We start from the raw sequence: 21,526 nt of genomic DNA on the forward strand, positions 1-21,526 counted from the left end.
GAGCTTCCTGTCGCGGCGCGGGACGGCGCCGGTGGCGCGCGAGCGCCTTCAGATCCTGCTGGCGCACGAGCGCACCGCCTTCGGCCGCTCGGACCTCGTCGCGATCCTGCGCGAGGAGATCCTGGCGGTGATCGCCAAGCACGTCGCCATCGACCAGGAGAAGGTCAAGGTGACGATGGAGCGGGGCGACGCCGTCTCGACCCTCGGCGTCGACATCGAGCTTCCCGACAACAAGGTCGCCCGGCTCGCCAGCGCCTGAACACCGCCGCGCCTGCGAACGGATCCGTCCGGAGGCACGAGGCAAGCCCATCGCCCGGCACGCCGGAAGCGCGATATAGGCCGGGCAGGCGCGGGCATCCCCGTGCCTGCCCGGAAGAGGTCGAGGTCATGCCGGACGCGCCCACCATCTACGCCAATACCCTGATGGCCTTGAGCCTGCGCCGGCCGGGCATCCTGCAGGTGACCCTCGGCACCGCCGGCTTCAGCGGCGAGGACATCGAGGTCGCGGTCCGGCTCGCCGTGCCGGAGGATACCGCGGTCGAGCTCGTCGAGGCCCTGGTCGAGGGCCTTCAGGCGGCGGCCGAGGAGGACGAGGACGAGGAGGTGCCCGAGCCCTACGAGGCCTCCGTCGGCGACGTCGCGACGGCGGGGCTGCTCGCCACCACCCTCGCCACCGCCATGGGCGACGCCCTCGACCTGCTGGCGGCCCGCCCCGACTTCCTCGAGCGCCTGACCGAGATCGAGGAGCGCGCCGTCCTGACGACGCGCAACTCCGTCTCCGAGGGCGTCTCGGTCGACGACGAGGCGAAGGCGGTGCGCGACACCGTCGCGGTGCTCCAGAGCCTGTTCGCGCAGTGGCGCAAGGACCACGTGCCGCCGGCGAGCCCACCGCCCCCGCCGCCGCCCGAGGAGGGCGGACCGGGCGAGCCGCAGGCCTGACTGCGGGACCCCCGGGAGCGCCCTCAGGCCGCCCGGACGGTCGCGAGGAAGCGGTGGACTTCCGCCGAGAGGTGCTCGGACTGGCGCGACAGCGCGGAGGCCGAGGCGAGCACCTCGCCCGCCGCCGAGCCGGTCGTCTCCGAGGCCTGGGCGACCCCGGCGATGTTGCCGGTCACCGCGCTCGTCCCGGCGGAGGCCTGGGAGACGTTGCACACGATCTCCTGGGTGGCGGCGCCCTGCTGCTCGACCGCCGCGGCGATCGCGGCGGCGACGGCATCGATCTCGCCGATCAGGGCGGTGATGGTGCCGATCGCCCCCACCGTCTGGCCGGTGACGCCCTGCACCTCGCCGATCTGGCGCGCGATCTCCTCCGTTGCCCGGGCGGTCTGGTTGGCGAGCTGCTTGACCTCGGCGGCGACGACGGCGAAGCCGCGGCCGGCCTCGCCGGCCCGCGCCGCCTCGATGGTGGCGTTCAGCGCCAGCAGGTTGGTCTGGCTCGCGATGGTCGAGATCATCCCGACCATGTCGCCGATCCGGGCCGAGGTCTGGCTGAGGGCCTGCACGAAGCGCGTGGTCTGGTCCGCCTCCGCGACCGCCTTCCGGGCGAGGCCGGCGGAGCCGGAGACCTGCCGTCCGATCTCGGCGATCGAGGCGCCGAGCTCCTCGGCCGCCGCCGCCACCGTGCCGACATTCGTCGCCGCCTCCTCGGCCGCCGCCGCCACGCTCGTCGACTGCTCGGCCGTGCGGGTCGCGGTCGCCGTCATCGACCGGGCGGTGGCCTGGAGCGTGCCGGCGGAGGAGGAGACCGAGCCGACGATGCCGCCGATCGCGGCCTCGAAGCCGTCGGCCAGCTCCATCATCGCGCGCCGGCGCGCCTCGGCGGCGGCCGCATCGGCGATCTGGCGCCGCTCGGCGTCCTCGGCGGCCTTGCGCGCCACCATGGCCTTGATGCTCTCGACGGCGCGGCCGAGCGCGCCGATCTCGTCGGCGCGCCGGCTCTCGGCGATGTCCGCGTCGATCTCGCCGGCCGCCATCCGCTCCAGCACCGTCACGAGCCGGGTGATCGGCCGCCGGATGTTGAGCATCAGCGCGATCGCCGCGCCGAGCAGGCTCAGGAGCATCGCCGCACCGGCCATCAGGCCGACCCGCGTCGCCGCGGCGATCCGGTCGGAGGCGGCCTCCATCGCCTCGCGGGTGAAGCGGTCGGCATTGGCGACCGATTCGCCGATCGTCCGCTCGGCCCGACCGGTCAGGGCCTGGATCGCGTCGCGAGCCGCTCCCGCCGCCGCGGCATCGACCGGCCGGCCGTGGAGATCGGCCCGGCCGGCCTGCGCGTAACGCTGCACCGCCTCGGCCAGGTCGCGCAGGGCGCGCTCGCTGTCGCGCAGGACGTCCGGCTTGAGCGCGATCGCGATCGGCCGCGCGAGCCCCGCGGCGGCCTTCCTCGCCTCGTCGAGGGCCGCCGCCACGGCCGCATCGGCGGCGGCGGCGTCGCGCGCCAGCTCGACGGTCTTCTGGCTCAGCTGGATCCGGCTGACCGCGAGCTGGGCCTGCGAAATTCCGCGCAGGATGGTTTCCTCCCGCGCCACCGCCTCGTTCGCCGCCCGGACCTCGGTATTGCTGGTCCATTGATTGATGATGGCGCCGCCGGCGAACAAAGCCGTCACCGCCGAGGACAACACCAACTTCCGTCCGATGGTGAGCTTGATCATCCTACGACCCGTTGCCATTGGGATTACCGAGTGTCGGCTCGGTCGAAGGCGTAGGATTGCTCTGTTAAAAAATACTTTTCGGCCGCAAGGGGGACGGGCAAAATATCTTTGCGCACCAACGGAACCAATCGTCCCCCGGTCACGAGGCCTGGCGAAGTCTAGGTAAGCTGTCCCATCGTCGTTAGGGCATCGACGTGGAACGGCGCGACGGCGCTTCGCTCTCCTCGGCGAAGCGCCGGGCGCGGTCCTCCCCTCCCGGCACGGAGACCGGGGGGAGGACCGGCACCGTCAGGCCACGAGCCCGGCGCCCGTTCCCTGGAAGAGCGCCAGGATCCGCTCGCCGTCGGGCGATCCGAGGCCCGTGCAGGCATCCCAGCCGGTTCCGGCTTCGTAGCCCACCCCGCCCACCTTGTTGTCGCCGATCGTGATGTCGCGGAACGCGGCGGGATTGCCGTAGAGCAGCGGGTGGATGAAGCCCGCCGGCTTGCCGCGGGCCTCGTTGACGAGGGCGAGGAGCCCGGCCCAGAGCGGCGCCACCGCGCTCGTCCCTCCGATCAGCCCGCTCGCCCCGGCCACGACGACGCGGTAGCCGCTCTGCGGGTCGGCATCGCCCGAGACGTCGGGCACGCCGCGCCGGACCTGCCCGTCATTGACCGATCCCGGGATCCCGGCCCCGGACTGGTAGGCGGGCCTGGGATAGCGGTCGCTGATCCCGCCGCCGGTCCCGCTTCCGCCGGAATTCCAGACCTCCTCGCCGGCGATCCCGTTATTCGCGTCGGTGCTCAGCAGCGTCCCGCCGCAGCCGACCGCGTAGGGGTTGGAGGCGGGGAAATCGACGTGGACGCGGTCGTCCGCCTCGCCGTCCGTCGCGAGATTGTCCCCGGAGGCCGCGAACACCGTGACGCCGAGCCGGGCCGCGTCGCGCAGCGCCGAGGTCATGCTGCGCAGGCCCTGGTCGGTCCAGCGCGTCTCGGGCGATCCCCAGCTGATCGAGATCACCGAGGGCCGATGGACGTCGTCGTGGACCGCCCGGGTGATCGCGTCGACGAAGCCCTGGGTGGTGTTGGGGGCGAAGTACACCGCCAGGACCGCCCCGGGCGCGGCGCCTCCGGCGACCTGGATGTCGAGGGCGACCTCGCCGTCGGCGTTCTGGTCGACCCCCGGGCGATTGAGCCCGCCCGACACCGAGACCGGCACGACGCTCGGCGTGGCGAGTCCCATGGCCCGGAAGGCCGCCTCGGTATCGGAGGTGCGGTAGCCGCCCCCGAGCTCGATGATGGCGATGCACTGGCCCTTGCCCCGGCCGGGGGTCTGGGGAAAGCCGTAGAGGCGGGCGACCTCGTTCGGCAGGTGGCCGACGGTGGCGTGGGGCTCGGCGTGGCGGGTGAAGCGCGGGCGCGCCTGCGGCCTGGTGTCGAGCCCGAGGACCGACTCGATCGCGTCGGCGACGTCCTTGGGGGCGGACAGGGTGCCCGACCGCGCCCGGAAGGCCTCGGCGCCGCTGTTGTAGTAGTGGAGCTTGGTCCGGAACGCCGCCTCGAGCTTGTCGGCCGGGCCGGCGAGCTTGACCAGCCGGCGGGCCGGATCCGTCTTGACGACGCTCAGCCCGGTGGCGTTGGCGAAGCCGACGACCTTGGCGATGTCGCCCTTCAGGGATTCGGTGCGCTCGCCCCGCAGGTTCGCCCGCGGTGTCGCAGCCGCCGCCGGCGCGCCCGCCGGGTCGGCGCTCTGCGGCCCGATCGCCAGAAGCGCGTCGTCGTCGCGGTCCTTCAGGTAGACGCTCACCTCGATCGTGTCGTTCGCCTTGACCTCGCCCGCCGCCCGGGGCGCGGTCCGTGGCGCGGCCGCCTGCTCGGGCGCCGGCCGGTAGCTGCCCGGGATCTCGACGTAGCCGTCCGAGGCGCGGGCCTTCGGCGTTGCACGGGTGTTCGGCGTTGCGTGCGTCTTCGACATGGCGAAAGCCTCCCTTTCGACGTCGTTTCAAAGGGTTCGACCGTTGGTGGTCCGCCCGGTCACCGTCGTCGCCCGGACGGGCGGCGGCGCAACGTGAGCCCTTCGGCGGCGCGGGGGCCGCCGGCAGACGCCTGACGCGGTGCGGGACCGCGGGATCCGGGTCGCCGTGCGAACCGGTCGCGGCCTCGGACAGGTCAGTCCTGCCGAGATCGACGAGCGTTCCTTTGATCGATTTTATTGTTATGACGCGCAAAATCCGCAGGATTCATCTCAATATATATTAAGTATTTCTATTAAAATACGAGACCGACCGGCGCGATGATCGTCGGCATGCGCTGCATCAGCCGGCTCTCGGCCCGGCCAAAGACCGCATCCGGCGCTCCTGTCGCCGATGAGACCCAAGGAGAGCCATTCACTTCTCGCTTAATCAAGCATAGTTCATCGCGTTCTGCAACCGCGACGATGCCGAGCAATTCAACATTGCAACTTCATTGCTGGATTGCTACGGCGGCCTCATCCGATCGGAGAGGGTTCCAGCGCTTCGGCGCAGCCGGCCGCACCGTCACCTTCGCGGACGAACGACCCGAAGCGGCCCGGCCGGTGTTGACGAGGCTCCCCCTCCGCGGAGCGCTCCGACCCATGCCAGCCCTCGTCGCCCTGATCGCCATCCTCGCCGGCGTGCTCAACACCGTCCAGGCGGGCGCGAACACGACCCTGAACAAGACCCTGGGCCAGCCGGTGCTGGTCGCCCTCACGGTCTCGGCCGCCAACGCCCTGGTGTATCTCGCCGCCATCCCCTTCGTCGGGCTCGGCTGGCCGGGAACGTCACGGCTCGCCCAGGTGCCGTGGTGGGCCTGGCTCGGCGGCGCGATGGGCGGCGCCTACGTGCTGGCGATGATCGTCCTCGCCGGGCGGCTGGGCGCGGCCGTGTTCACCGGGCTCACCGTCACGGCCGGGCTCGTCACCTCGGTGCTGCTCGACCATTACGGCTGGGTCGGCTTCGCGCCGCATCCGGCCGGGCCCTGGCGCCTTCTCGGCTGCGGCCTGATGATCGCCGGCGTGGCGCTGATCGCGCGGTTCTGAGGCCAAGCCCCGCTCAACGCCAAGCCCCGCTCAACGCCAAGCGCGGAGGTCGCGCGCGTCGCGGCCGGGGACCGGGGCGGTCTGGGCGGTGAAGGCCGGGGCGCGGCTCTCGCCCGGATCGACGGTGTTGACGTCGGCGAGCAGCAGCGTCGCGAGCGAGGCGCCGAGCCCGGTGATGACGAAGCCGACGATCACGGCGCGCGGCGCGCCGAAATGCCGGACGATCAGCGCGACCGCGGTCGCGACGGCGAGGAAACCGACGGCGCTGTGCCACATGCGAACATCTCTCCCGTTGCGGGACACCCTGGCCCGCGCGCAAGGGGAGTGTTGCGAGCGGCGTGCCGTTGCGGCAGATGGTTAATCTTCAGTTAAGCCGGACGGCAAGCCCCGGCCCCGCAGGCCGGCCTGCACGCGGCGCAAGGCTCGCAGCGGCCCGGGGAGACGGGCGCGGCGCGCGGAACCGCGTGTTCCCCCGCAGTCTGTTCGGCCTTAAGGGAGAGCCCGTCGGCACCCGGGATCCCAGATGCTCAAGCCCTCCTCACCCCTCGCCCTCGGCATCATCGGCGCCGGCATCATGGGCGAACGCATGTTGAACGCCGTCCTCGACCAGGAGCACGCCCCGGTCCGCGTCGCGGCCCTGTGGGATCCCGCCCCGGCGGCCCTGGCGCGCATCGGTGCGGCCTTCCCGGCTGTGCCGCTGGCGGCGGATGCCGCCGCCGTCGTGGCGGCGAGCGACTGCGTCTACATCGCCTCCCCGCCGGCCTCGCATCTCGGCCATGCCCGGGCGGCGCTCGCGGCGGGCCGCAGCGTGTTCTGCGAGAAGCCCCTCGCGGTCGACCTCGCCGAGGCGCGCGCCTTCGTGGCGGAGGCGGGGGATCGCGGCGCGGTGAACTTCCCGTTCGCCTCCTCCCTCGGCGTCGCCGCGCTGACGCAGTGGATCGCCGCGGGCGCGGTCGGCGCGCCGCGGCGGCTCACCGTCGAGGTCGCCTTCGCGCGCTGGCCGCGGCCGTGGCAGGCCGATGCGGCGGCGTGGCTCGATGCGCCGCAGGAGGGCGGCTTCACCCGCGAGGTGGTGTCGCACTTCCTGTTCCTCAGCCGCCGCCTGCTCGGCCCGCTGCACGACCTGACGGCGCGGGCCGCGTTTCCCGAGCCCGGCCGGTCGGAGCGGGCGGTCGAGGCGGCGTTCCGGGCCGGCGACGTGCCGGTGGTGCTGCGCGGCCGGGTCGGCGACACCCCGCACGACGACCACAATACCTGGACGATCGAGGGCGAGGCCGGCGCCGTCCGCCTGCGCGACTGGGCGATCGCCGAGCGGCGGCGGCCGGACGGCAGCTTCGAGGCGGCACCGGACGCGATGCCGAACGAGCGCGCCCGCCCGATCGCCCTGCGCCGCCAGCTCGACGGCGTGGTGCGGATGACAAGGGGCGAGCCGCACCACCTCGCCACCCTGGCGGAGGCCCTGGAGGTGCAGGAGGTGGTCGAGGCGATCCTCGGCCGAGGGCCGGCCGGCCGCTGACCCGGACATCGCGTCACACCCCCGCCCTGCATCGAGGGCCGGCCCGGGAGGCGGCCGGCCGTGCCGGCTCCGTGCCCCGGCCGGCGTCGCCGGCCGGGTAGATCGCTGCGAATGCAGAACAATCCCGTCCGCCTGTCGAGGTCGGGCCGATTTCAGAACAATCCCGGATCTCGTCGTCGCCGACCATGACGAGGTGCGTCGATGCGCGTGGTTCGTCCGGGATCGGTAGTCCTCCGCGACTGAAGAACTCCGAGCCAAGCGTTATCTCCTCGGACGGTCGTCGTTGCTTGCCGCGATCCTCTTGAGCGTTGCGGCCCGGCGGACCGTCTCGTCTCGAAACAGGATCGTCCCGGCACGATACGACGGGTGTCGTCTTTCGGGACTGGCGAACGGGACGGTCGGTCCCGGATGGCGGAGGCGAGGCTTTGCGCGCGACGAGGATCGGGACGGGACGGATCACCGGCGGTGCCGGCGCGCCCCGGCGCGCGGCGGCGGCCGACGGGCGGCGGTCGTGAGCGGCCCCGCCCTGCGCGTCCTCGTCGCCCATAACCGCTACCAGGTCCGCGGCGGCGAGGATGCGGCGGTGGCCCGCGACCTCGCCGCCCTGGAGCGGGCCGGCTGCGCGGTCGAGGCGGCGTATCTCGACAACGCGGCGATCGATTCCGGCCTCGCCCGCCTGCGGGCGGCCGTGTCGGCGACGCACGCCCCCGCCGGCATCGCCCGGGTGATGGAGGCGGTGCACCGCTTCGCCCCGGACGTCGTCCACGTCCACAACGTCTTCCCGCTGCTCTCGCCGGGCATCCACGCGGCGGCGCGGGCGGCCGGCTGCGCCACGGTGCAGACCCTGCACAATTACCGCCTGATCTGCCCGGGCGCCTTCCTGATGCGGGACGGGGCGCCGTGCGAGAGCTGCGTCACCGGCTCGCCCTACCGGGCGGTGCGGTTCGCCTGCTACCGCGGCTCGCGGATCGGCTCGCTCGCCGTCGCCCGGATGGTCGACGTCCACCGCCGGGCCGGGACCTGGCGTCGCGACGTCGACCGGTTCGTCGCGCTCACCCCCTTCGCGCGCGAGCGCTTCGTCGCCGCGGGCTTCCCGTCCGACAAGATCCGCATCCGTCCGAACGGGCTGCCCGATCCGGGCCCGCCCGCGGGGCACCCGCGCCGCGGCCTCGTCTATGTCGGGCGGCTCAGCCCCGAGAAGGGCGTGCTCGTCCTGGCCGAGGCCGCCGCCGCGGCGGGCATCCGGGTCACGGTGATCGGGGAAGGCCCGCTCGCCGGGACGCTGGCGGACCATCCGGCCCTCGACCTCCGGGGGCCTTGCGCGCCCAACGCCGTCCAGGCCGCGATGGCGCGGGCGGCCGCCGTGGTGGTGCCCTCGCTCTGGTACGAGGGCCTGCCGATGGTGGTGGCGGAGGCGTTCGCCGCCGGCACGCCGGTCGTCGCCTCGCGGATCGGGGCGCTGGCGAGCCTCGTTTCGGACGGCACCACCGGCCTCCTCGCCGCGCCGGGCGAGCCCCAGGACCTCGCCAGGGCGCTCGCCCGCATCGAGGCCGACCCGGCGGCGGCCGCCGCCATGGGGCGCGAGGCCCGCGCCGTCTACGAGCGCGAGTGGCGCGAGGACGTCACCACGCGCGCCCTCCTCGAGATCTACCGGGACGCCGTCGCCGCCCGGGCGGCCGACGCTCCCCTCGCACCGACAGGAACCTGACACCATGGCCCACGATCCCCTCGTTCCCTCCTTCGAGATCGGCGGCGTCCCGGTTTCGGCGACCGACATGGCCGGGCTCGTCGCAGCGGTCGGGCGGCGGCTCGCCGCCGGCCCGGCGCAGCCCGGCAGCTTCGTGGTGTTCCGCGACGCCCACGGCGTGGTGCGGGCGCAGAAGGACGCCGCCCTGCGCGCCGCCCATCACGAGGCGCTGCTCGTCTGCGCCGACGGCCGGCCGCTGAGCTGGATCGGCCGCTGGCGCGGGCTGTCCGCGATGCAGCAGGTGCCGGGCATCGAGTCGGTCGAGGCGGTGTGCCGGGCCGGCGCGGCGGAGGGCTGGCGCCACTACTTCCTCGGCGGGGGCGAGGGCGTCGCGGATCTCCTCGCGACGACGATGCGCGCCCGCGTGCCGGGTTTGCAGGTCGCGGGGGTCGAGACCCCGCCCTTCCGCGCGCTCGACGCCGCCGAGACCGAGGCGATGCGCGCGCGCATCCGCGCCTCGGGGGCACAGATCGTCTGGATCGGGCTCGGCACGCCGAAGCAGGAACTGTTCATGGCCGCGCACGCCCCGCACCTGCCGGGTACGATCGCCATGGGGGTCGGGGCCGCCTTCGACGTCGCGACCGGCCGCATCCGGCGGGCGCCGCGGCTGCTCCAGGTCGCCGGCCTCGAATGGGCCTACCGCCTCGCCCGCGAGCCGCGCCGGCTGTGGCGGCGCTACCTCGACACGATCCCGCGCTTCCTGCTGATCGCGGCGCGCGACGCGCTCAGCGCCCGAAAGGCGCCCCGGCCAGCAGGGACCGGTGCATCCGGGCGGACGGGATCGTCGGCAGCCTGAGGCCGCTGCCCTCGGCCAGCGCCGCGAAATCCTCCGGCGCGACCGAGGTCCGGGCCAGCGCCGCCAGGTCGGCCGGCGGGTGGGCCGGGGCGCGGTTGCGGGCAAGGGTCTGCTCCGCCTCGCTGCCCCCGTCGGTGAAGCGGAACGGCTCGCTCAGCGCCAGAAGGTTGTCGGCGAGGACGTTGCCGGTCGCGACCGCCGGGCGGTCGTAGAGCAGGCCGGGCAGCCGCGGGTAGCGCGCGCGCCAGGGCGCGGATCCCACCGGCATCGCCGCGTAGGCGGCCCGCAGCTCCGACTGCGGATCGGTGATCGCGTCGCGGGCCCAGGTCTCACCGCGGGAATCGACGTGGATCGCCGGGCTCGCGGCGACGAAGACGTTGCCCTCGACGCGGTTGTCGCGCCCGCCGCCGATGAAGACCGGCTGGTCGACCCGCAGGAAGAGGTTGCCGGACACCGTGAAGCCGCTCGCCATGTCGTCGAGGTAGACGCCCTTCACCTCGCGGTCGGCGTCGCCCCGGATGTCGTGCAGGAAATTGCCCGCGATCACGCTGCCCCGGGCGGTCCAGTCGCGGCCGGCATAGATCGCCCCGGTATCGGTGGCGCCGGTGAGGAGGTTCGCGATCTCGTTGCCGGCGATCCGGTGGTCGTTGCCGCGGATATGGATCGCGTAGGCCGGCGAATCGTGGATGAAGTTTCCCGAGACCTCGGCCCCGACGCCGTCGAGCGCGACCGCGGGGTGCTGGGTCGGCAAGCGGCGGGCATAGCCGGTCAGCCGGCTGTCGCGCAGGAACAGGCCGCCGGGTTTCAGAGTGCGGCGCTCCCCGCCCGAGAGCACCACCGCCTCGGCGCCGCTCCCCGTGAGGTCGCCGCGGAGGATCCCGCTGTCTTGCGCCCCCGCGAACACCGCCCCGCGCCCGCCGGACGGGCCGAGCACGCTGTCGGCGACGACCACGTCCCGCCCGCCCGTCACGCGCACGAGGTCGCCGCGCGCCATGGCGAGGCGCAGGGCCTCGATCCGCAGATGGGACGCGCCCTCGGCGGCGAGCAGCGTCTCGGCGACCGAGACCTCGACCGTCTCGGGACCCCGCGGCCAGGCGAGCAGGGTGCCGCTGCGCGCGTCGCGCCACCAGGTGCCGGGCCGGTCGAGGCCGGCGAGCAGGTGGACGAGGCGGATCGGAGCCTTGGCGCGGATGCCCTCGTAGGGCGGGCGGTCGAGGGTGAGGCGCATGCCCGTCCCCTGCGGCGCCGTCCGCACCACCGGCAGCGCCTCGAAGAGCCAGCCCCAGCGCCAGTAGCCCTCGGCCCACAGGTCCGGCTCGTCGCGCAGGGACGGCGGCGCGTTCGCCAGGGTGAATCCCGACCCGTCGCCGTCCCGCGCCTCGGCGAAGCCCTCCGCCGGCCAGCGGGCGGGATGCATGGCTCCCTCGCCGTCGAAGACCTCGAAGGCGGGAGGCACGGGCGTCCCGTCGAGGACGATCGGCGCCTGGATCCGCGCGGGGGCCCGAGCCGAAGGAGGCAGCCGGTAGGCCCGCACGCGGCCCCGCGCCGCCGCCGGCAGGCGGGCCGCGAGGGCGGGATCGAGCGGGATCGGCGCGAGGCGCAGGCTGCCGACGAGGCGGGCCGATCCGTCGGCGGGCCCGCGGATGACGAGCGGCGCGCCGGGCGTGCCGCCGTCCCTCGGCCCGAGCCGCACGGCACCGGTCAGGCGGTGGGTGCCGGCGCCGAGCGCGATGACGATCTCCGCCCGCGGATCGCGGGCGCGGCGCCGGCGGGCCTCCGTCACGGCGTCGGCCAGGGTGGCGACGGCGCCCGGACCGGGGCGCACGCCCTCGGCGGCGACCGGGATCTCGACCGGGCCGGCCTGGGCGGGACCATGGGAGGCGCCGAGGAGCGCGGCGGCCAGGAGGAGAAGGGTCCGCATGGGGGCCATCGTCGGAGCCTGTTCGACTTGATCGGACTGGTACCGCAGAGGATTTCTCCGTCCAGCTCACGACCTCAGGATGAGGTCGAGAATGGGAAAATCTCCGATACCGGTCGAATGGACTATCCGAGCCCGTGCCCGCCGGTGCGAGGAGGACGGGGCGCGGTCATTCTCTTCGTCCGCGAGCGGCAGGGCTGTCCAGGGACATCAAGCGAGCAGCCCTGCACGCTTCCGGTATCGAAATCCGCCCCCGAAACGACCCGGGCCCGGGTCGATCGCCCTACTCCCCCGCCGCCGCATCCGTGACGACGATCCGCGGGCGGCTCTTCGCGCCGATCGCCTTGAGCGCCCGGTCGATGGCGGCGAGGCGGCCGCGCCGGGCGCTCACCGCGACGAGGAGCGCCGGGATGCGCTCGTCGGCGATCAGGCGCTCGGTCACCACGTCGCCCCCGACGAGGCCGAGATCGACGACGACGAGGTCGGCGTCGCTGCGCAGGAGCGCGTCGGCGAGCGATCCGGCGAGGGTGCGCGGCAGGTCGGCCGGGCGGGGCAGCACCCGCAGGCCGGACGGCAGGGTGACGAGCGCGTCGGCGAGGGACCCGCGCGCGCCGAGCGTCGCGGCGAGGTCGCGCGGCGCCGCCGCGCCGAGGTCGCGGGTCAGCAGGCCGGACGGGTCGGCATCGACCAGGATCACCCGCTCGCGGTCGGCGGCCGCCGAGAGCGCCAGCGCCCGGGCGAGGCCCGACTTGCCGGCCCGGTCGTCGGCCGCCGTGACGAGGACGACCAGCGGCACCTGGCCGGGACAGGCGGCGGCGAGGCGGTGGCGCAGGCGCGCGACCGCGACCTCGTAGGCGCCGTCGCCCCGGGCGGAGCCGAAGTCCCGCCGCAACGCCGCCGCGCCGGTCATGCCGCGAGGCGCCCGCGGCAGGGCGTCGAGCCCGCCGCGGCCGAGATGCCCCTCGAGGCGCCGCCGCGAGCGGACGCGGCCGGCCAGGAGCTCGAGGGCGAGGCTGCCGACGAGGCCGACCCCGAGCCCGGCGACCAGGGCGGCGACGAAGATCACCGCGGTCGGCGGCCCCAGGCGCTTCTCCGGCGGCGAGGCCGGCGAGATGATCCGCGAGGCCGAGGTGTCGAGGCGCTGCTGCTCCTGCAGCTCGCGGGCGCGGACCAGGAAGGCCTCGTAGACCGCCCGGCTCGCCTCGACCTGGCGCTCGAGCTCGCGCAGCTGCACGAAGTCGTCGCCGACCTTGAGGGCGTCGGCCTTGCGCCGCTCCAGCGTGTCGGCGAGCGTGCGGGCGCTGGCGAGCGCGGCCTGGTACTCGTTGCGGCTCGCCGCGGCGATGCGGCGGATCTCGGCCTCGATCGCCTGGCGCAGTGCCCTCTCCTGCACCACGGCCGCCATGTAGCTCGGATGGCGCTTGCCCAGGGTCTCCTCGGCATCGGCGCGCAGGCGCTCGATTCCCGCGAGCTGCCCGCGCAGGGCCGTGATGGTCGGGTTCGTGACGATCTCGTTGGCGGAATCGAAGCGCCCGCCGGCGATCACGCCTTCGACCTGGCGCATCCGCGCGCCGGCATCGAGGGCCTTGGCACGGGCGGCGCCGAGCTGGTCGCTGAGCTGGGTCAGCTGCTGCTCGCTGACGAGCTGGGCGCGGGTGCCGACGAGGTTGTGCCTGGCGCGGTAGGCTTGCGCCTTGTCCTCGGCCCGGCGCAGGGCGTCGCGGAGCTCCGCCAGCCGGCCCTCGATCGCCTCGCCGGCCCGGCGCGTGGTGTCCGAACGGGTCGCGGCGTCGCGGGCGAGATAGGTCTCGGCGATGCCGCGGGCGAGGCGGGCGGCCTTGTCGCGGTCGTCCGAGGTCACCCCGAGCTCGACCACGAAGCTGCGCTCAAGGCGCCGCGCCCCGACCCGGTCGCGCAGGGCCCGCAAGGCGGTCAGCCGCGGATCGGCCGGCGCCTCGGTGCGGCCGGTCAGCCGCGCGATCGCCGCCTTGATCGCGCCGATCAGGGTCTCGCGGCCCTGGAACTCGGGATCCTGGGCGAGGTCGAAGCGGTCGACGACCCGGCCGAGCACGTCGTCGGAGGTCAGCACCCGGAGCTGGCTGTCGACGAGGAGCAGGCTCGCGTCGCTCGCCTGATCGGGCGGGCTCAGGCCGTCCTTGACCACCTGCAGGCCGCGCGGGTCGATCAGGATCTGGGTCGAGGCGGCGTATTGCGGCGGGACCGCGTGCGTGAAGGCCGCGGCGGCGGCGAGGAACAGGAGGACGGGCAGCAGGACGGTGAGCCAGCGCAGGCGCACCGTGCGCAGGATCTCGCGCGGGTCCAGGAACCAGGGCTCGCGCCCCTCCTCGCCGCCGCGCGGGCTCGCGCCGATCAAAAGCCCGTTCCGGACATTCTCGACCATGGTCATGACGTGCCCAAGGCTCCCGGAGGGTTCTCGTTACGGGTCGGAGATGGTCCGTTCCGGGACGACCGGAGCGGACGACCTGCCATCTGACCCACGGGGTTCAAGCCGCGGGCCAAGCCTGCCCCGTCTCGCGACAGGACGGGGCGGCGTCGGCCCACCGCGTCGTCGGGTCGATCCCGGTCCGGGCCTCGGCCTCCCGCCGCGCCGCCCGGGCGAGGGCGAGCACCGCGACGTAGGCCAGCACGTTGACGTTCCAGTCCTGGAACAGGCCGGGGGTCGTCATCCCGTTGAGGGCCAGCATCAGGATCAGGCAGGCGACGATGCGGCGGGTGCCGCGGTCGGCGCAGGCCGCGAAGCGGACCGGCTCGATCAGGGTGAGGAGCGCGAAGCCGAGGCCCACGAGCCCGGTGCCGGCCCAGGCGCTCAGGAACATGTTGTGGGAGCTCGTGATGAACACCGCGTCGCGGCCGAGCTCGTCGGCGAGCTCCGTCGTCGGGATCAGGAGTTGCACGAAGCGGTCCGCCGCCGAGAAGCCGGAGCCGAGCAGGTGGTCGCGCGTCGCCGCGATGAAGGTCGGCCAGAAGGTGCCGCGCCCGGTGGCGTTGGCGAGCTCCTCGCGCGGCTTCTGGAGGATCACCGAGAGGGCGTCGAGGAGCGCCGGGAAGGTCGACAGCCCGACCATCAGGAACAGGAATACCACGATCGAGGCGAGCGCCAGGATCACCCCGGCGACGCGCACCCCCGGGCGGCGCGAGGCGATCATCAGGGCCGGGCCGACCGCGATCAGCGCTCCCGTCGAGGCGGCCGACCCCGCGATGACGAAGCCGACGGCCGCGAGCAGCAGGTAGCGGCCGCGCCGGCGGTTCGGCGGCCCGAACCACGCCGCGAAGCCGAGGAGCGCGCAGACGAGCGGCATCATGTTGTTCTTGGCCGAGGAGAACACGATGCCGGCGGCGAGGCTCTGGAGGATCTCCGGCGTCACCGAGACGAGCCAGGCGAGCGTCACGATCGCCAGGATGTCGGCGAGGCGATGCCGGATGTCGGGCCGGTCGAAGATCAGGATCGAAGCCAGGGTGAACACCGCCAGCTCGGCGGTGCGGTAGAGCGTGTAGGCCGGGACGATCGACCAGGCGGCGCTGAGCCCGTTCACGCCGACCATCATCGTGAACGGCAGGTAGGGCATCGCGAAGGGCAGGAGCAGGATGCGCCGGTCGGCGGCGATCTTCACCCCGAGATAGAGGGCGGTGAGGCCGGTGAGCACGATGGTGACGACGTTCGAGGCCGTCAGCCCCTGCTCCAGCACGGCGTTGCCGTCCTCGCGCGGCACCGTGAACACGAGGGGCATGAAGGCGAACACCACCACCAGGGCGAGCGGCCAGGCCAGCGGCGCGCCGCCGGAGGGGATCCGCACGGCGAGCCGCCGGCGCAGGACCGGGTAGGCCACCGCGAACCAGGTCGCGACCGCGACCGCGATCAGGGCGTTCAGCATCGCCTAAGGGGCCTCCGCCCGGGTTGCTGTCGTCCTGGACGGGGTGGTCCGCCCGAGGGCGGCGAGCAGGGCGAGGAGAGAGGCGCCGTGCGCGATCGTCACCACGGCGGCCGCACCCGCGGCGCCGTAGCGGCCGATCAAGGGCTGGACCAGCGCCAGCGACACCGCGAAGCTGACCGCGAAGGCGCGGAAGATCACGTCGGTGCGCCGCCGCGCCCGGAAGATCTGCGCCACCATGTCCCGCAGGAAGATGAACACCACGCCGAGCGCCAGCCAGCGGAGGCAGGGCGCGTAGGGCTCGTAGGGCGCGCCGAAGACGAGGCGCAGCCAGAGATCGGCCGGCACCGCCACGACGGCGAGGAGGAATCCGACCGGGAGGCCGAGGCGGCGGGTGACGGAGACGAGGTAGGACCGCAAGGCCGGCTCGCCGCCCTGGTCGTAGGCGCGCCCGGCGCCGGTCGGCACCACGTTCTCGGTGGCGGCGAGCATCAGCAGCACGATGCCGACGAGGTACTGCGCCGCCCGCAGACCCCCGAGCGCCTCCTCGCCGAGCGCGCCGCCGGCGAGGATCCAGACCAGCTGCTCCTGCCCGAAGGTGACGAGGACGACCGGCAGCAGCCAGCGCGCCATCTGCCAGTGGCGCAGGCTGGTGACGGCGAGGCGCCGGCGCCCGGGCTCCACGGCGCGGCCGACGAGGACCGGCAGGGTGGTGAGCACGGCGGTGAGGGCGAGAAGCTCGACGAGGCGCGCGGCGTTCAGCGGGATCCCGAGGGCCCACAGGGCCGCGACCGCGAGCGGGAAGGACGCCGCCCGGGCGAGGTCCATGGCGAGCGCCCGGCCGCCGCCGCCATAGGCGAAGAGCAGCCGCCGGGCGGTGAGCTGGAGGTTCTGCGCCAGGGTGAGCGCGCCGGCGGCGGTGACGAGGTCGACCGGCACCGGCTCGCCGCGCCAGGAGAAGTACAGGGCGAGCGCCCCGGCGACGCCGAGCGCCAGGCCGGCCGCCAGCACCAGGGCGCCGGCCCCGACCGCGGCGGCGTAGCGCGACGGGCTGCGCACGCTGCCGGCGAGCGTCATCAGCGGCGCGGTGACGAGGGCGTTGTGCAGCCCCTGCGCGAAGCCCGCCACGATGAGCACCAGGGCGAAGCGCCCGAACCCCTCCATGTCGATCAGGCGGGCCGCCGCGATGCCGGCGAGGAAGCCGAAGCCGCTCACCGCCCCCTGGTCGAGGAGCGAGAGCAGGGCCGGCCCGCGCAGGCGCGTGAGGAGCGCGGACATCCTCACCGGGCGAGCATCGCGCCGGCCGCCGCGGTGACGAGGCGGTGGCGGCCGTAGAGCCAGAGCGGGCCGCTCGCGGCGACGGCGCGGGTCAGGCCGCGCTTGAAGTCGTAGACGCCGCGGTTGTTCGCCGGGTCGATCCCGCCGAAGTCGAACACCCGGCAGCCCGCCTCGGCCCCGCGGCGCAGGAAGCTCCATACCGCCAGGTAGGCGGCGGCGTTCGCCTTGGCGCGCTCGGTCGAGGCGGTGAAGAAATCGGTGAAGCGGTCGCGGCTGAGATGCGCGATGCGCACCAGGCACGGCTCGTCGCCTTCGCGGATCTCCAGGATGACGTGGCGCGGATCGCCCGCCGCGAGGTCGCGGTAGGCGGCGGCGTCGAAGTCGTTGGAAAAGCCCTTCCGGGTCTTCAGGGCGTCGTACATCGTCGCGAAGGCGTCGAAGGCGGCGAGCCGCTCGGCCGGATCGTCGAGGAAGCGCGCGGTGAGGCCTGCGTTGCGCTCGGCCTTGCGCAGGGCCTTGCGCCAGCGCGGCTCCATCTCGGCCTGGATCGCGTCGAGCCCGCGGGTGAGGTCGACCTCGAGGGTGTGGCGGGCGGCCGTCGTCACCGGCCGGAAGCCGGTGGCGAGCAGGCCGAGCACCGCCCCCGGGCTCTCGGCGCGGGCGAAATCCACCACCGCGAGGTCGAGCGGCCTCAGCGCCAGATGGGCGAGGAGCGCGCGCGTCACCGCCTCGCCCTGGCGCTCGCCCTTGTCGGTGAGGAGCGGACCGCCCTGGACGTAGAGCTGACGGGCCGGGCCGCGGCGCCGGGTCTGGACCTGCGCCAGGCCGAGGAGGTCGCCGGCCTCGTCGACGACGCTCAGCCGCGCGATCGCAGCGCCGCGGCGCGCCTTGTAGGTGCCCCAGCCGGAGGCGGAGAAGATGGTGCCGCGGCCCTGCGCCCACACCGCCTCGTCCCAGGCCGGCACATCGGCCACGGGCACGACCCGCAATCCCGTCTCATGGTTGGTACCGGTCATGGGCTCCCCGTGCCAGGATGCGACAGCCCGCGCCGCCGCCCGGCCGTCGAGGCAAGGAGCGCACCGTCGTCGGGGATGCCCGGCGGCGCGAACGTCGCGCGTCGTATCGCAAGTCCTCGTATCGCAAGCCTTCGTTAGGCCTGCACCGCGATGGTGTCCCGGACGCCCGGGAGACCACGCCGCGATCGGCCGGGATCTACGTTGTCGTCTCGGCTTGTCCCCGCGCCGGAGCGGCCCCACCGTCGGGGGACGGCGCTCTGGCAACGGGGGTGGGATGCTGCAACCCTTCAAGACCCTCGCCCGCGACCATCCCGTGGTCCGGGCGCTGCTGCTGCGGGCGCTGGCGCGGCTGCGCCGCCTCGCGCACGCGCCGCCGGGGCTCTACACCCTGTGCTACCACCACGTGCCGGAGCGCCACCGGGCCGGATTCGCGGCGCAGATCGCGTTCCTGCAGCGCCACGGCCGCTTCGTCGGCGCCGACGAGGCCGTGGCGCTCCTGCGGGCGGGCGAGGCGATGCGCGAGCGCCGTTTCCTCGTCACCTTCGACGACGGCTACGCCGACACGGTCGAGGTCGCCCTGCCGGTGCTGCGCGAGGCCGGCGTGCCGGGCATCCTGTTCCTTGTCGCCGACTGGCTCGACGCGCCGCCGGACAGCCCGCCCGGCCCCTACGCCGACCGCACCCTCGTCGCGGCCTGGCTCGCCGCCGGGATGGAGGTCGGCTCACACAGCCTGGGCCACGCCCGCATCGCGACGATCAGTGACGCCGCCGCCGCGCGGGAGATCGCCGGCTCGCGCGATGCCCTGGAGGCCGCCCTCGGCCGGCCGGTCCGGCACTTCGCCTGCCCGTGGGGCGTGGCGGAGCGCGACTACCGGCCCGGGCGCGATCCGGACCTCGCCCTGTCCCACGGCTACGCCACCTTCTTCACCACCCGCCGCGGCGTCGCCACGACCGCCGCGGACCTCGCCGCGATGCCGCGCCACGTCCTCGAGCCGGAATGGCCGCTGCACGAGCTCGACGCCCTGATGGGAGCCCGCCTTGCGCGACGGTGAGCGCCCGGTCGTCGTGGTGACCGGGGCGCTCGCCCCCTACACGCAGGTGCTGTACCGGGCGCTCGCCGCCGCCCTCGACCGGCCGCTGACCGTGCTCGCCTGCGCGGCCCGGGAGCCGGCGCGCCAGTGGGAGCTCGCGGCCGCGGACGGCTACGGCTTCGCGGTGCTGCCGGGCCTGCGCTGGCACCGCGACGCGGTGCGCAACCTGTACGTCAATCCGAGCGTGGTGCCGCGCCTCGCGGGCTCGAGGCCGGCCGCCGTCATCCTCAACGACTTCTCGCCCACCATGGCGATGGCGGCCCTGGCGGCCAGGACCCTGCGGATCCCCTACGGGATCCGGACCGACGGCGTGCCGGAGACCGATCCGGGCGCGCGCTCGCCGGCGCACCGGGGCTTGCGCCGGGCGATCGTGCCGGGCGCCGCCTTCGGCCTCGCGCCGAGCGCCGGCAGCCGGACGCTGCTCGCCTCCTACGGGCTGCCGGGCGAGCGGGTGTTTCGCGCGCCCCTGTTCCCGGCCTGGGAGGCGCGGCCGCCGCTGCCGGCGCCGGAGGCCCGGCCCTACGACGTCCTGTTCTGCGGCATCCTCAACGAGGAGGTGAAGGGCGCACGCTTCTTCACCGACGTGATGCGGGCCTGCGCTGCCGCCGGCCGGCCCCTGCGGGTGCGGGTGGCGGGCGACGGGCCGCTGCGGGCGGAGATGACGGCGCGCCTCGCGGAGGCCGGGATCCCGGCCCGGTTCGACGGCTATCTCGGCCAGGCGGCGCTGGCCGAGGCCCACGCCTCGGCGCGGCTCCTGCTGTTTCCGAGCCGCGGCGACGTCTGGGGGATCGTCGTCAACGAGGCGCTGCAGAGCGGGGCGGCGGTCCTGGCCTCGCCGCATTCCGGCGCCGCCCGCGAACTGCTGGAGGCGCGGGGCTGCGGCGTGGTGCGGCCGCTCGACGTCGCCGACTGGGCCCGCACCACCCTGGCCCTCCTCGACGATCCCGACCGGCGGGGGCGCCTGCGTGCGGCGGCCGAGGCGGCGCTGCCGGAGGTCTCGCTGGCGCGCGCGGTCGAGGCGTACCGGGCCGGGCTCGCGGCGGTGCTGTGATACCGCCGCGCCTTCGAATGGATCCGTTCGAAGGCGCTGGCTAAGCCCGCAAGGTTTCCCTGTCCCCGCGTCGGCGCTGATGCGCCGGACGCCTTGGCATCGACGTGTCGATGCCAAGGCGCGAGGGTATGAAACGCCGAAGGATCGCTCCCCTGCCCGCTCACGCCCGATCCCGGTCGAGCCCCGCCGCCGCGAGCAGCGCCCGGTCGAGGCCGTCGTCGCCGGCCGACAGGGCTTCGCGCAGGGCGGCCTCGTCGGCATAGACCATCACGTCGCAGGCCTCCGCGGCGGCCTCCGGGCCGAGACGCAGGCAGGTCCGGATCACGTAGCGCCCGTCCGGCGTGCGATAGAGGGTTTGGGTGACCGGCAGCGGATCGTCCGGACGGCTCGCCGCGCAGGCGATCGGCTCGGCGAAGAGGCTCACCGCGTCGCGCGGGGGCGCGGAGGCGAGGCGGGGCGGCACGGCCCGGGGCCCAGCCGGATGCCGTTTCGGCGGGACGGTCGCGTGGCTCTCTGGCATCGACATCCTGTGGTCGTGGTGCAACGGCAATAATCGCGAGTATCAGCGGCGGGCCTGCACCCTCCGGTCGCTGTTCCGGACCTCGATCCGGCAACTTGGAGTTTCATTCATTTGTCGGCTCGCGCCGCGTGGATTGTGTCGACCGGCGCCTCGACCGCACGGGTTCCCGCACTCCGCAGCCTCCATTTAGCGCATGACTGGTGCGAAGATCAGGTTTTGACAGTTAAAAAGTACGCCCCCCGGGGCGGCGTCACGCCTCCGGCGCGCCGCCGTCGAGGGGAGCGATCGGCTCGTCCTTGATCTGCTCGATGGCGAGGGCGGTGCGCACCGTGCGGACGTTAGGCAGGCCGGTGAGGTGGCCGACGAGCTGCTGGAACGCGCCGAGATTGGGCGCGACGCACTTGAGCAGGAAGTCGGTCTCGCCCGAGAGGGTCCAGCACTCGCGCACCAGCGGCCAGCCGCGCATCTCCGCCGCGAAGGCCGCGAGCTCCGCCTGGCCCTGGGCGGCGAGCTGCACCATGGCGAAGCAAGCGACCTCGTAGCCCAGCGCCTTCGGCTCGAGGAGCGCCCGGTAGCCGCGGATGATGCCGGCTTCCTCCAGCGCCCGGACCCGGCGCAGGCAGGGCGGCGCCGACAGGCCGACGCGCCGGGCCAGCTCGACGTTGGTGATGGAGCCGTCGGCCTGCAGCTCCCGGAGGATCGCCCAGTCGATGGCGTCGAGGCGGGCGGGCAAGGCGGCGGGCGATCCTGGCGGGTGGCGGAGGAAGGGTGAGTAGCCGCCCCTGGGGCGGGGCACAAGCGAGCAGGGATTCACGGGCAGGAATTCACGGGCAGGGATTCGACGGGCACGGATTCTCGGCGCTGCCGATGCGGCCGCTCCCCGGGGAGGCCCCCGTTGCCGCGCGCCGGCTCGTCTCTTATGGGGGGCTGTCCGCGTGACTGGCGAGGTTCAAGGTGGGGTCGACCACCGGGGAGCGCGGGCATCCGGACCGCCGCTCGCCTGGGCACCCTTCCCGC

The 21,526-nt window shown here is 74.3% G+C and carries 18 protein-coding genes and 1 riboswitch; of the genes, 8 read left to right on the forward strand and 10 right to left on the reverse strand.

Annotation, left to right across the window (positions count from 1 at the left end):
- Positions 1 to 7 precede the first annotated feature (7 nt).
- Both minE and A5481_RS24175 read left to right on the forward strand, forming a co-directional pair.
- Positions 8 to 259 carry a cell division topological specificity factor MinE gene (gene minE / locus A5481_RS24170; RefSeq protein ID WP_064504372.1) on the forward strand — a complete coding sequence of 84 codons (252 nt, stop codon included), beginning with the start codon at positions 8 to 10 and terminating at the stop codon, positions 257 to 259.
- A gap of 128 nt (positions 260 to 387) precedes the next feature.
- The gene (locus A5481_RS24175; protein WP_064504362.1) at positions 388 to 939 is read left to right on the forward strand and encodes a hypothetical protein; all 552 of its coding nucleotides are present in this window, start codon (positions 388 to 390) and stop codon (positions 937 to 939) included.
- A 23-nt stretch (positions 940 to 962) separates the two neighbouring features.
- Here A5481_RS24175 and A5481_RS24180 read toward each other — a convergent pair whose 3' ends face one another.
- Positions 963 to 2,651 (reverse strand): methyl-accepting chemotaxis protein, encoded by a 1,689-nt coding sequence (locus A5481_RS24180; RefSeq protein ID WP_064504363.1) that lies wholly within the window; start codon positions 2,649 to 2,651, stop codon positions 963 to 965.
- A gap of 288 nt (positions 2,652 to 2,939) precedes the next feature.
- Positions 2,940 to 4,604, reverse strand: a complete 1,665-nt coding sequence (locus A5481_RS24185) for a S53 family peptidase (RefSeq protein ID WP_053082257.1) — start codon at positions 4,602 to 4,604, stop codon at positions 2,940 to 2,942.
- A gap of 639 nt (positions 4,605 to 5,243) precedes the next feature.
- Here A5481_RS24185 and A5481_RS24190 point away from each other — a divergent pair.
- On the forward strand, positions 5,244 to 5,687 hold the full coding sequence (locus A5481_RS24190) for a DMT family transporter (protein ID WP_048432469.1): 444 nt from the start codon (positions 5,244 to 5,246) through the stop codon (positions 5,685 to 5,687).
- 30 nt (positions 5,688 to 5,717) lie between these two features.
- Here the strand turns inward: A5481_RS24190 and A5481_RS24195 are convergent, their stop codons facing one another.
- Positions 5,718 to 5,963, reverse strand: coding sequence for a hypothetical protein (locus tag A5481_RS24195; protein ID WP_048432470.1), 246 nt, complete (start codon positions 5,961 to 5,963; stop codon positions 5,718 to 5,720).
- Between the two features lie 247 nt (positions 5,964 to 6,210).
- Between A5481_RS24195 and A5481_RS24200 the strand changes: the two genes are divergently transcribed.
- From A5481_RS24200 to A5481_RS24210, 3 genes are all read left to right on the forward strand, one after another.
- Positions 6,211 to 7,203 (forward strand): Gfo/Idh/MocA family protein, encoded by a 993-nt coding sequence (locus tag A5481_RS24200; protein WP_048432471.1) that lies wholly within the window; start codon positions 6,211 to 6,213, stop codon positions 7,201 to 7,203.
- Positions 7,204 to 7,714: 511 nt separating this feature from the next.
- Positions 7,715 to 8,911 (forward strand): glycosyltransferase, encoded by a 1,197-nt coding sequence (locus A5481_RS24205; RefSeq protein WP_245238673.1) that lies wholly within the window; start codon positions 7,715 to 7,717, stop codon positions 8,909 to 8,911.
- 4 nt (positions 8,912 to 8,915) lie between these two features.
- Positions 8,916 to 9,746, forward strand: a complete 831-nt coding sequence (locus A5481_RS24210) for a WecB/TagA/CpsF family glycosyltransferase (protein ID WP_048432472.1) — start codon at positions 8,916 to 8,918, stop codon at positions 9,744 to 9,746.
- Here A5481_RS24210 and A5481_RS24215 read toward each other — a convergent pair.
- From A5481_RS24215 to A5481_RS24235, 5 genes are all read right to left on the reverse strand, one after another.
- A complete protein-coding gene (locus A5481_RS24215) occupies positions 9,676 to 11,667 on the reverse strand; it encodes a right-handed parallel beta-helix repeat-containing protein (RefSeq protein WP_053082258.1) in 1,992 nt (663 codons plus the stop codon). The genes A5481_RS24210 and A5481_RS24215 overlap by 71 nt on opposite strands.
- Positions 11,668 to 11,947: 280 nt before the next feature.
- Positions 11,948 to 14,071 (reverse strand): GumC family protein, encoded by a 2,124-nt coding sequence (locus tag A5481_RS24220; protein ID WP_048432474.1) that lies wholly within the window; start codon positions 14,069 to 14,071, stop codon positions 11,948 to 11,950.
- 97 nt (positions 14,072 to 14,168) lie between these two features.
- A complete protein-coding gene (locus tag A5481_RS24225) occupies positions 14,169 to 15,557 on the reverse strand; it encodes an O-antigen ligase family protein (RefSeq protein ID WP_053082259.1) in 1,389 nt (462 codons plus the stop codon).
- 3 nt (positions 15,558 to 15,560) lie between these two features.
- The gene (locus A5481_RS24230) at positions 15,561 to 16,832 is read right to left on the reverse strand and encodes a lipopolysaccharide biosynthesis protein (protein ID WP_048432475.1); all 1,272 of its coding nucleotides are present in this window, start codon (positions 16,830 to 16,832) and stop codon (positions 15,561 to 15,563) included.
- A gap of 2 nt (positions 16,833 to 16,834) precedes the next feature.
- On the reverse strand, positions 16,835 to 17,812 hold the full coding sequence (locus A5481_RS24235; protein WP_342447321.1) for a lipid II:glycine glycyltransferase FemX: 978 nt from the start codon (positions 17,810 to 17,812) through the stop codon (positions 16,835 to 16,837).
- Positions 17,813 to 18,122: 310 nt separating this feature from the next.
- On the opposite strand from A5481_RS24235, the gene A5481_RS24240 reads away from it, so the two are divergent.
- Both A5481_RS24240 and A5481_RS24245 read left to right on the forward strand, forming a co-directional pair.
- Positions 18,123 to 18,899: a polysaccharide deacetylase family protein gene (locus A5481_RS24240; RefSeq protein WP_048432477.1), complete on the forward strand. Its 777-nt coding sequence runs from the start codon at positions 18,123 to 18,125 to the stop codon at positions 18,897 to 18,899.
- Entirely contained in the window at positions 18,886 to 19,989 is a 1,104-nt protein-coding gene (locus tag A5481_RS24245) for a glycosyltransferase (RefSeq protein WP_048432478.1), read from the forward strand. The genes A5481_RS24240 and A5481_RS24245 overlap by 14 nt, the downstream gene beginning before the upstream one ends.
- A gap of 160 nt (positions 19,990 to 20,149) precedes the next feature.
- Here the strand turns inward: A5481_RS24245 and A5481_RS24250 are convergent, their stop codons facing one another.
- Both A5481_RS24250 and A5481_RS24255 read right to left on the reverse strand, forming a co-directional pair.
- Entirely contained in the window at positions 20,150 to 20,509 is a 360-nt protein-coding gene (locus A5481_RS24250; protein WP_210179220.1) for a hypothetical protein, read from the reverse strand.
- 250 nt (positions 20,510 to 20,759) lie between these two features.
- Complete coding sequence (locus tag A5481_RS24255; protein WP_048432480.1) at positions 20,760 to 21,242, reverse strand: Lrp/AsnC family transcriptional regulator; 483 nt, start codon at positions 21,240 to 21,242, stop codon at positions 20,760 to 20,762.
- A gap of 192 nt (positions 21,243 to 21,434) precedes the next feature.
- A riboswitch (ZMP/ZTP riboswitch) is annotated at positions 21,435 to 21,522 on the forward strand.
- Positions 21,523 to 21,526 lie beyond the last annotated feature (4 nt).

Origin of the sequence: Methylobacterium platani (assembly GCF_001653715.1) — a bacterium.
Classification (GTDB): Bacteria; Pseudomonadota; Alphaproteobacteria; order Rhizobiales; family Beijerinckiaceae; genus Methylobacterium; species Methylobacterium platani.

Bases quoted from the DNA above. Each gene is read 5' to 3' on its own strand.
- A5481_RS24220 (WP_048432474.1), bottom strand. From the start codon at position 14,071: ATGACCATGGTCGAGAATGTCCGGAACGGGCTTTTGATCGGCGCGAGC.
- A5481_RS24210 (WP_048432472.1), top strand. From the start codon at position 8,916: ATGGCCCACGATCCCCTCGTTCCCTCCTTCGAGATCGGCGGCGTCCCG.
- A5481_RS24250 (WP_210179220.1), bottom strand. From the start codon at position 20,509: ATGCCAGAGAGCCACGCGACCGTCCCGCCGAAACGGCATCCGGCTGGG.
- A5481_RS24190 (WP_048432469.1), top strand. From the start codon at position 5,244: ATGCCAGCCCTCGTCGCCCTGATCGCCATCCTCGCCGGCGTGCTCAAC.
- A5481_RS24200 (WP_048432471.1), top strand. From the start codon at position 6,211: ATGCTCAAGCCCTCCTCACCCCTCGCCCTCGGCATCATCGGCGCCGGC.
- A5481_RS24195 (WP_048432470.1), bottom strand. From the start codon at position 5,963: ATGTGGCACAGCGCCGTCGGTTTCCTCGCCGTCGCGACCGCGGTCGCG.
- A5481_RS24215 (WP_053082258.1), bottom strand. From the start codon at position 11,667: ATGCGGACCCTTCTCCTCCTGGCCGCCGCGCTCCTCGGCGCCTCCCAT.
- A5481_RS24225 (WP_053082259.1), bottom strand. From the start codon at position 15,557: ATGCTGAACGCCCTGATCGCGGTCGCGGTCGCGACCTGGTTCGCGGTG.
- A5481_RS24185 (WP_053082257.1), bottom strand. From the start codon at position 4,604: ATGTCGAAGACGCACGCAACGCCGAACACCCGTGCAACGCCGAAGGCC.
- A5481_RS24175 (WP_064504362.1), top strand. From the start codon at position 388: ATGCCGGACGCGCCCACCATCTACGCCAATACCCTGATGGCCTTGAGC.
- A5481_RS24180 (WP_064504363.1), bottom strand. From the start codon at position 2,651: ATGATCAAGCTCACCATCGGACGGAAGTTGGTGTTGTCCTCGGCGGTG.
- A5481_RS24230 (WP_048432475.1), bottom strand. From the start codon at position 16,832: ATGTCCGCGCTCCTCACGCGCCTGCGCGGGCCGGCCCTGCTCTCGCTC.
- A5481_RS24240 (WP_048432477.1), top strand. From the start codon at position 18,123: ATGCTGCAACCCTTCAAGACCCTCGCCCGCGACCATCCCGTGGTCCGG.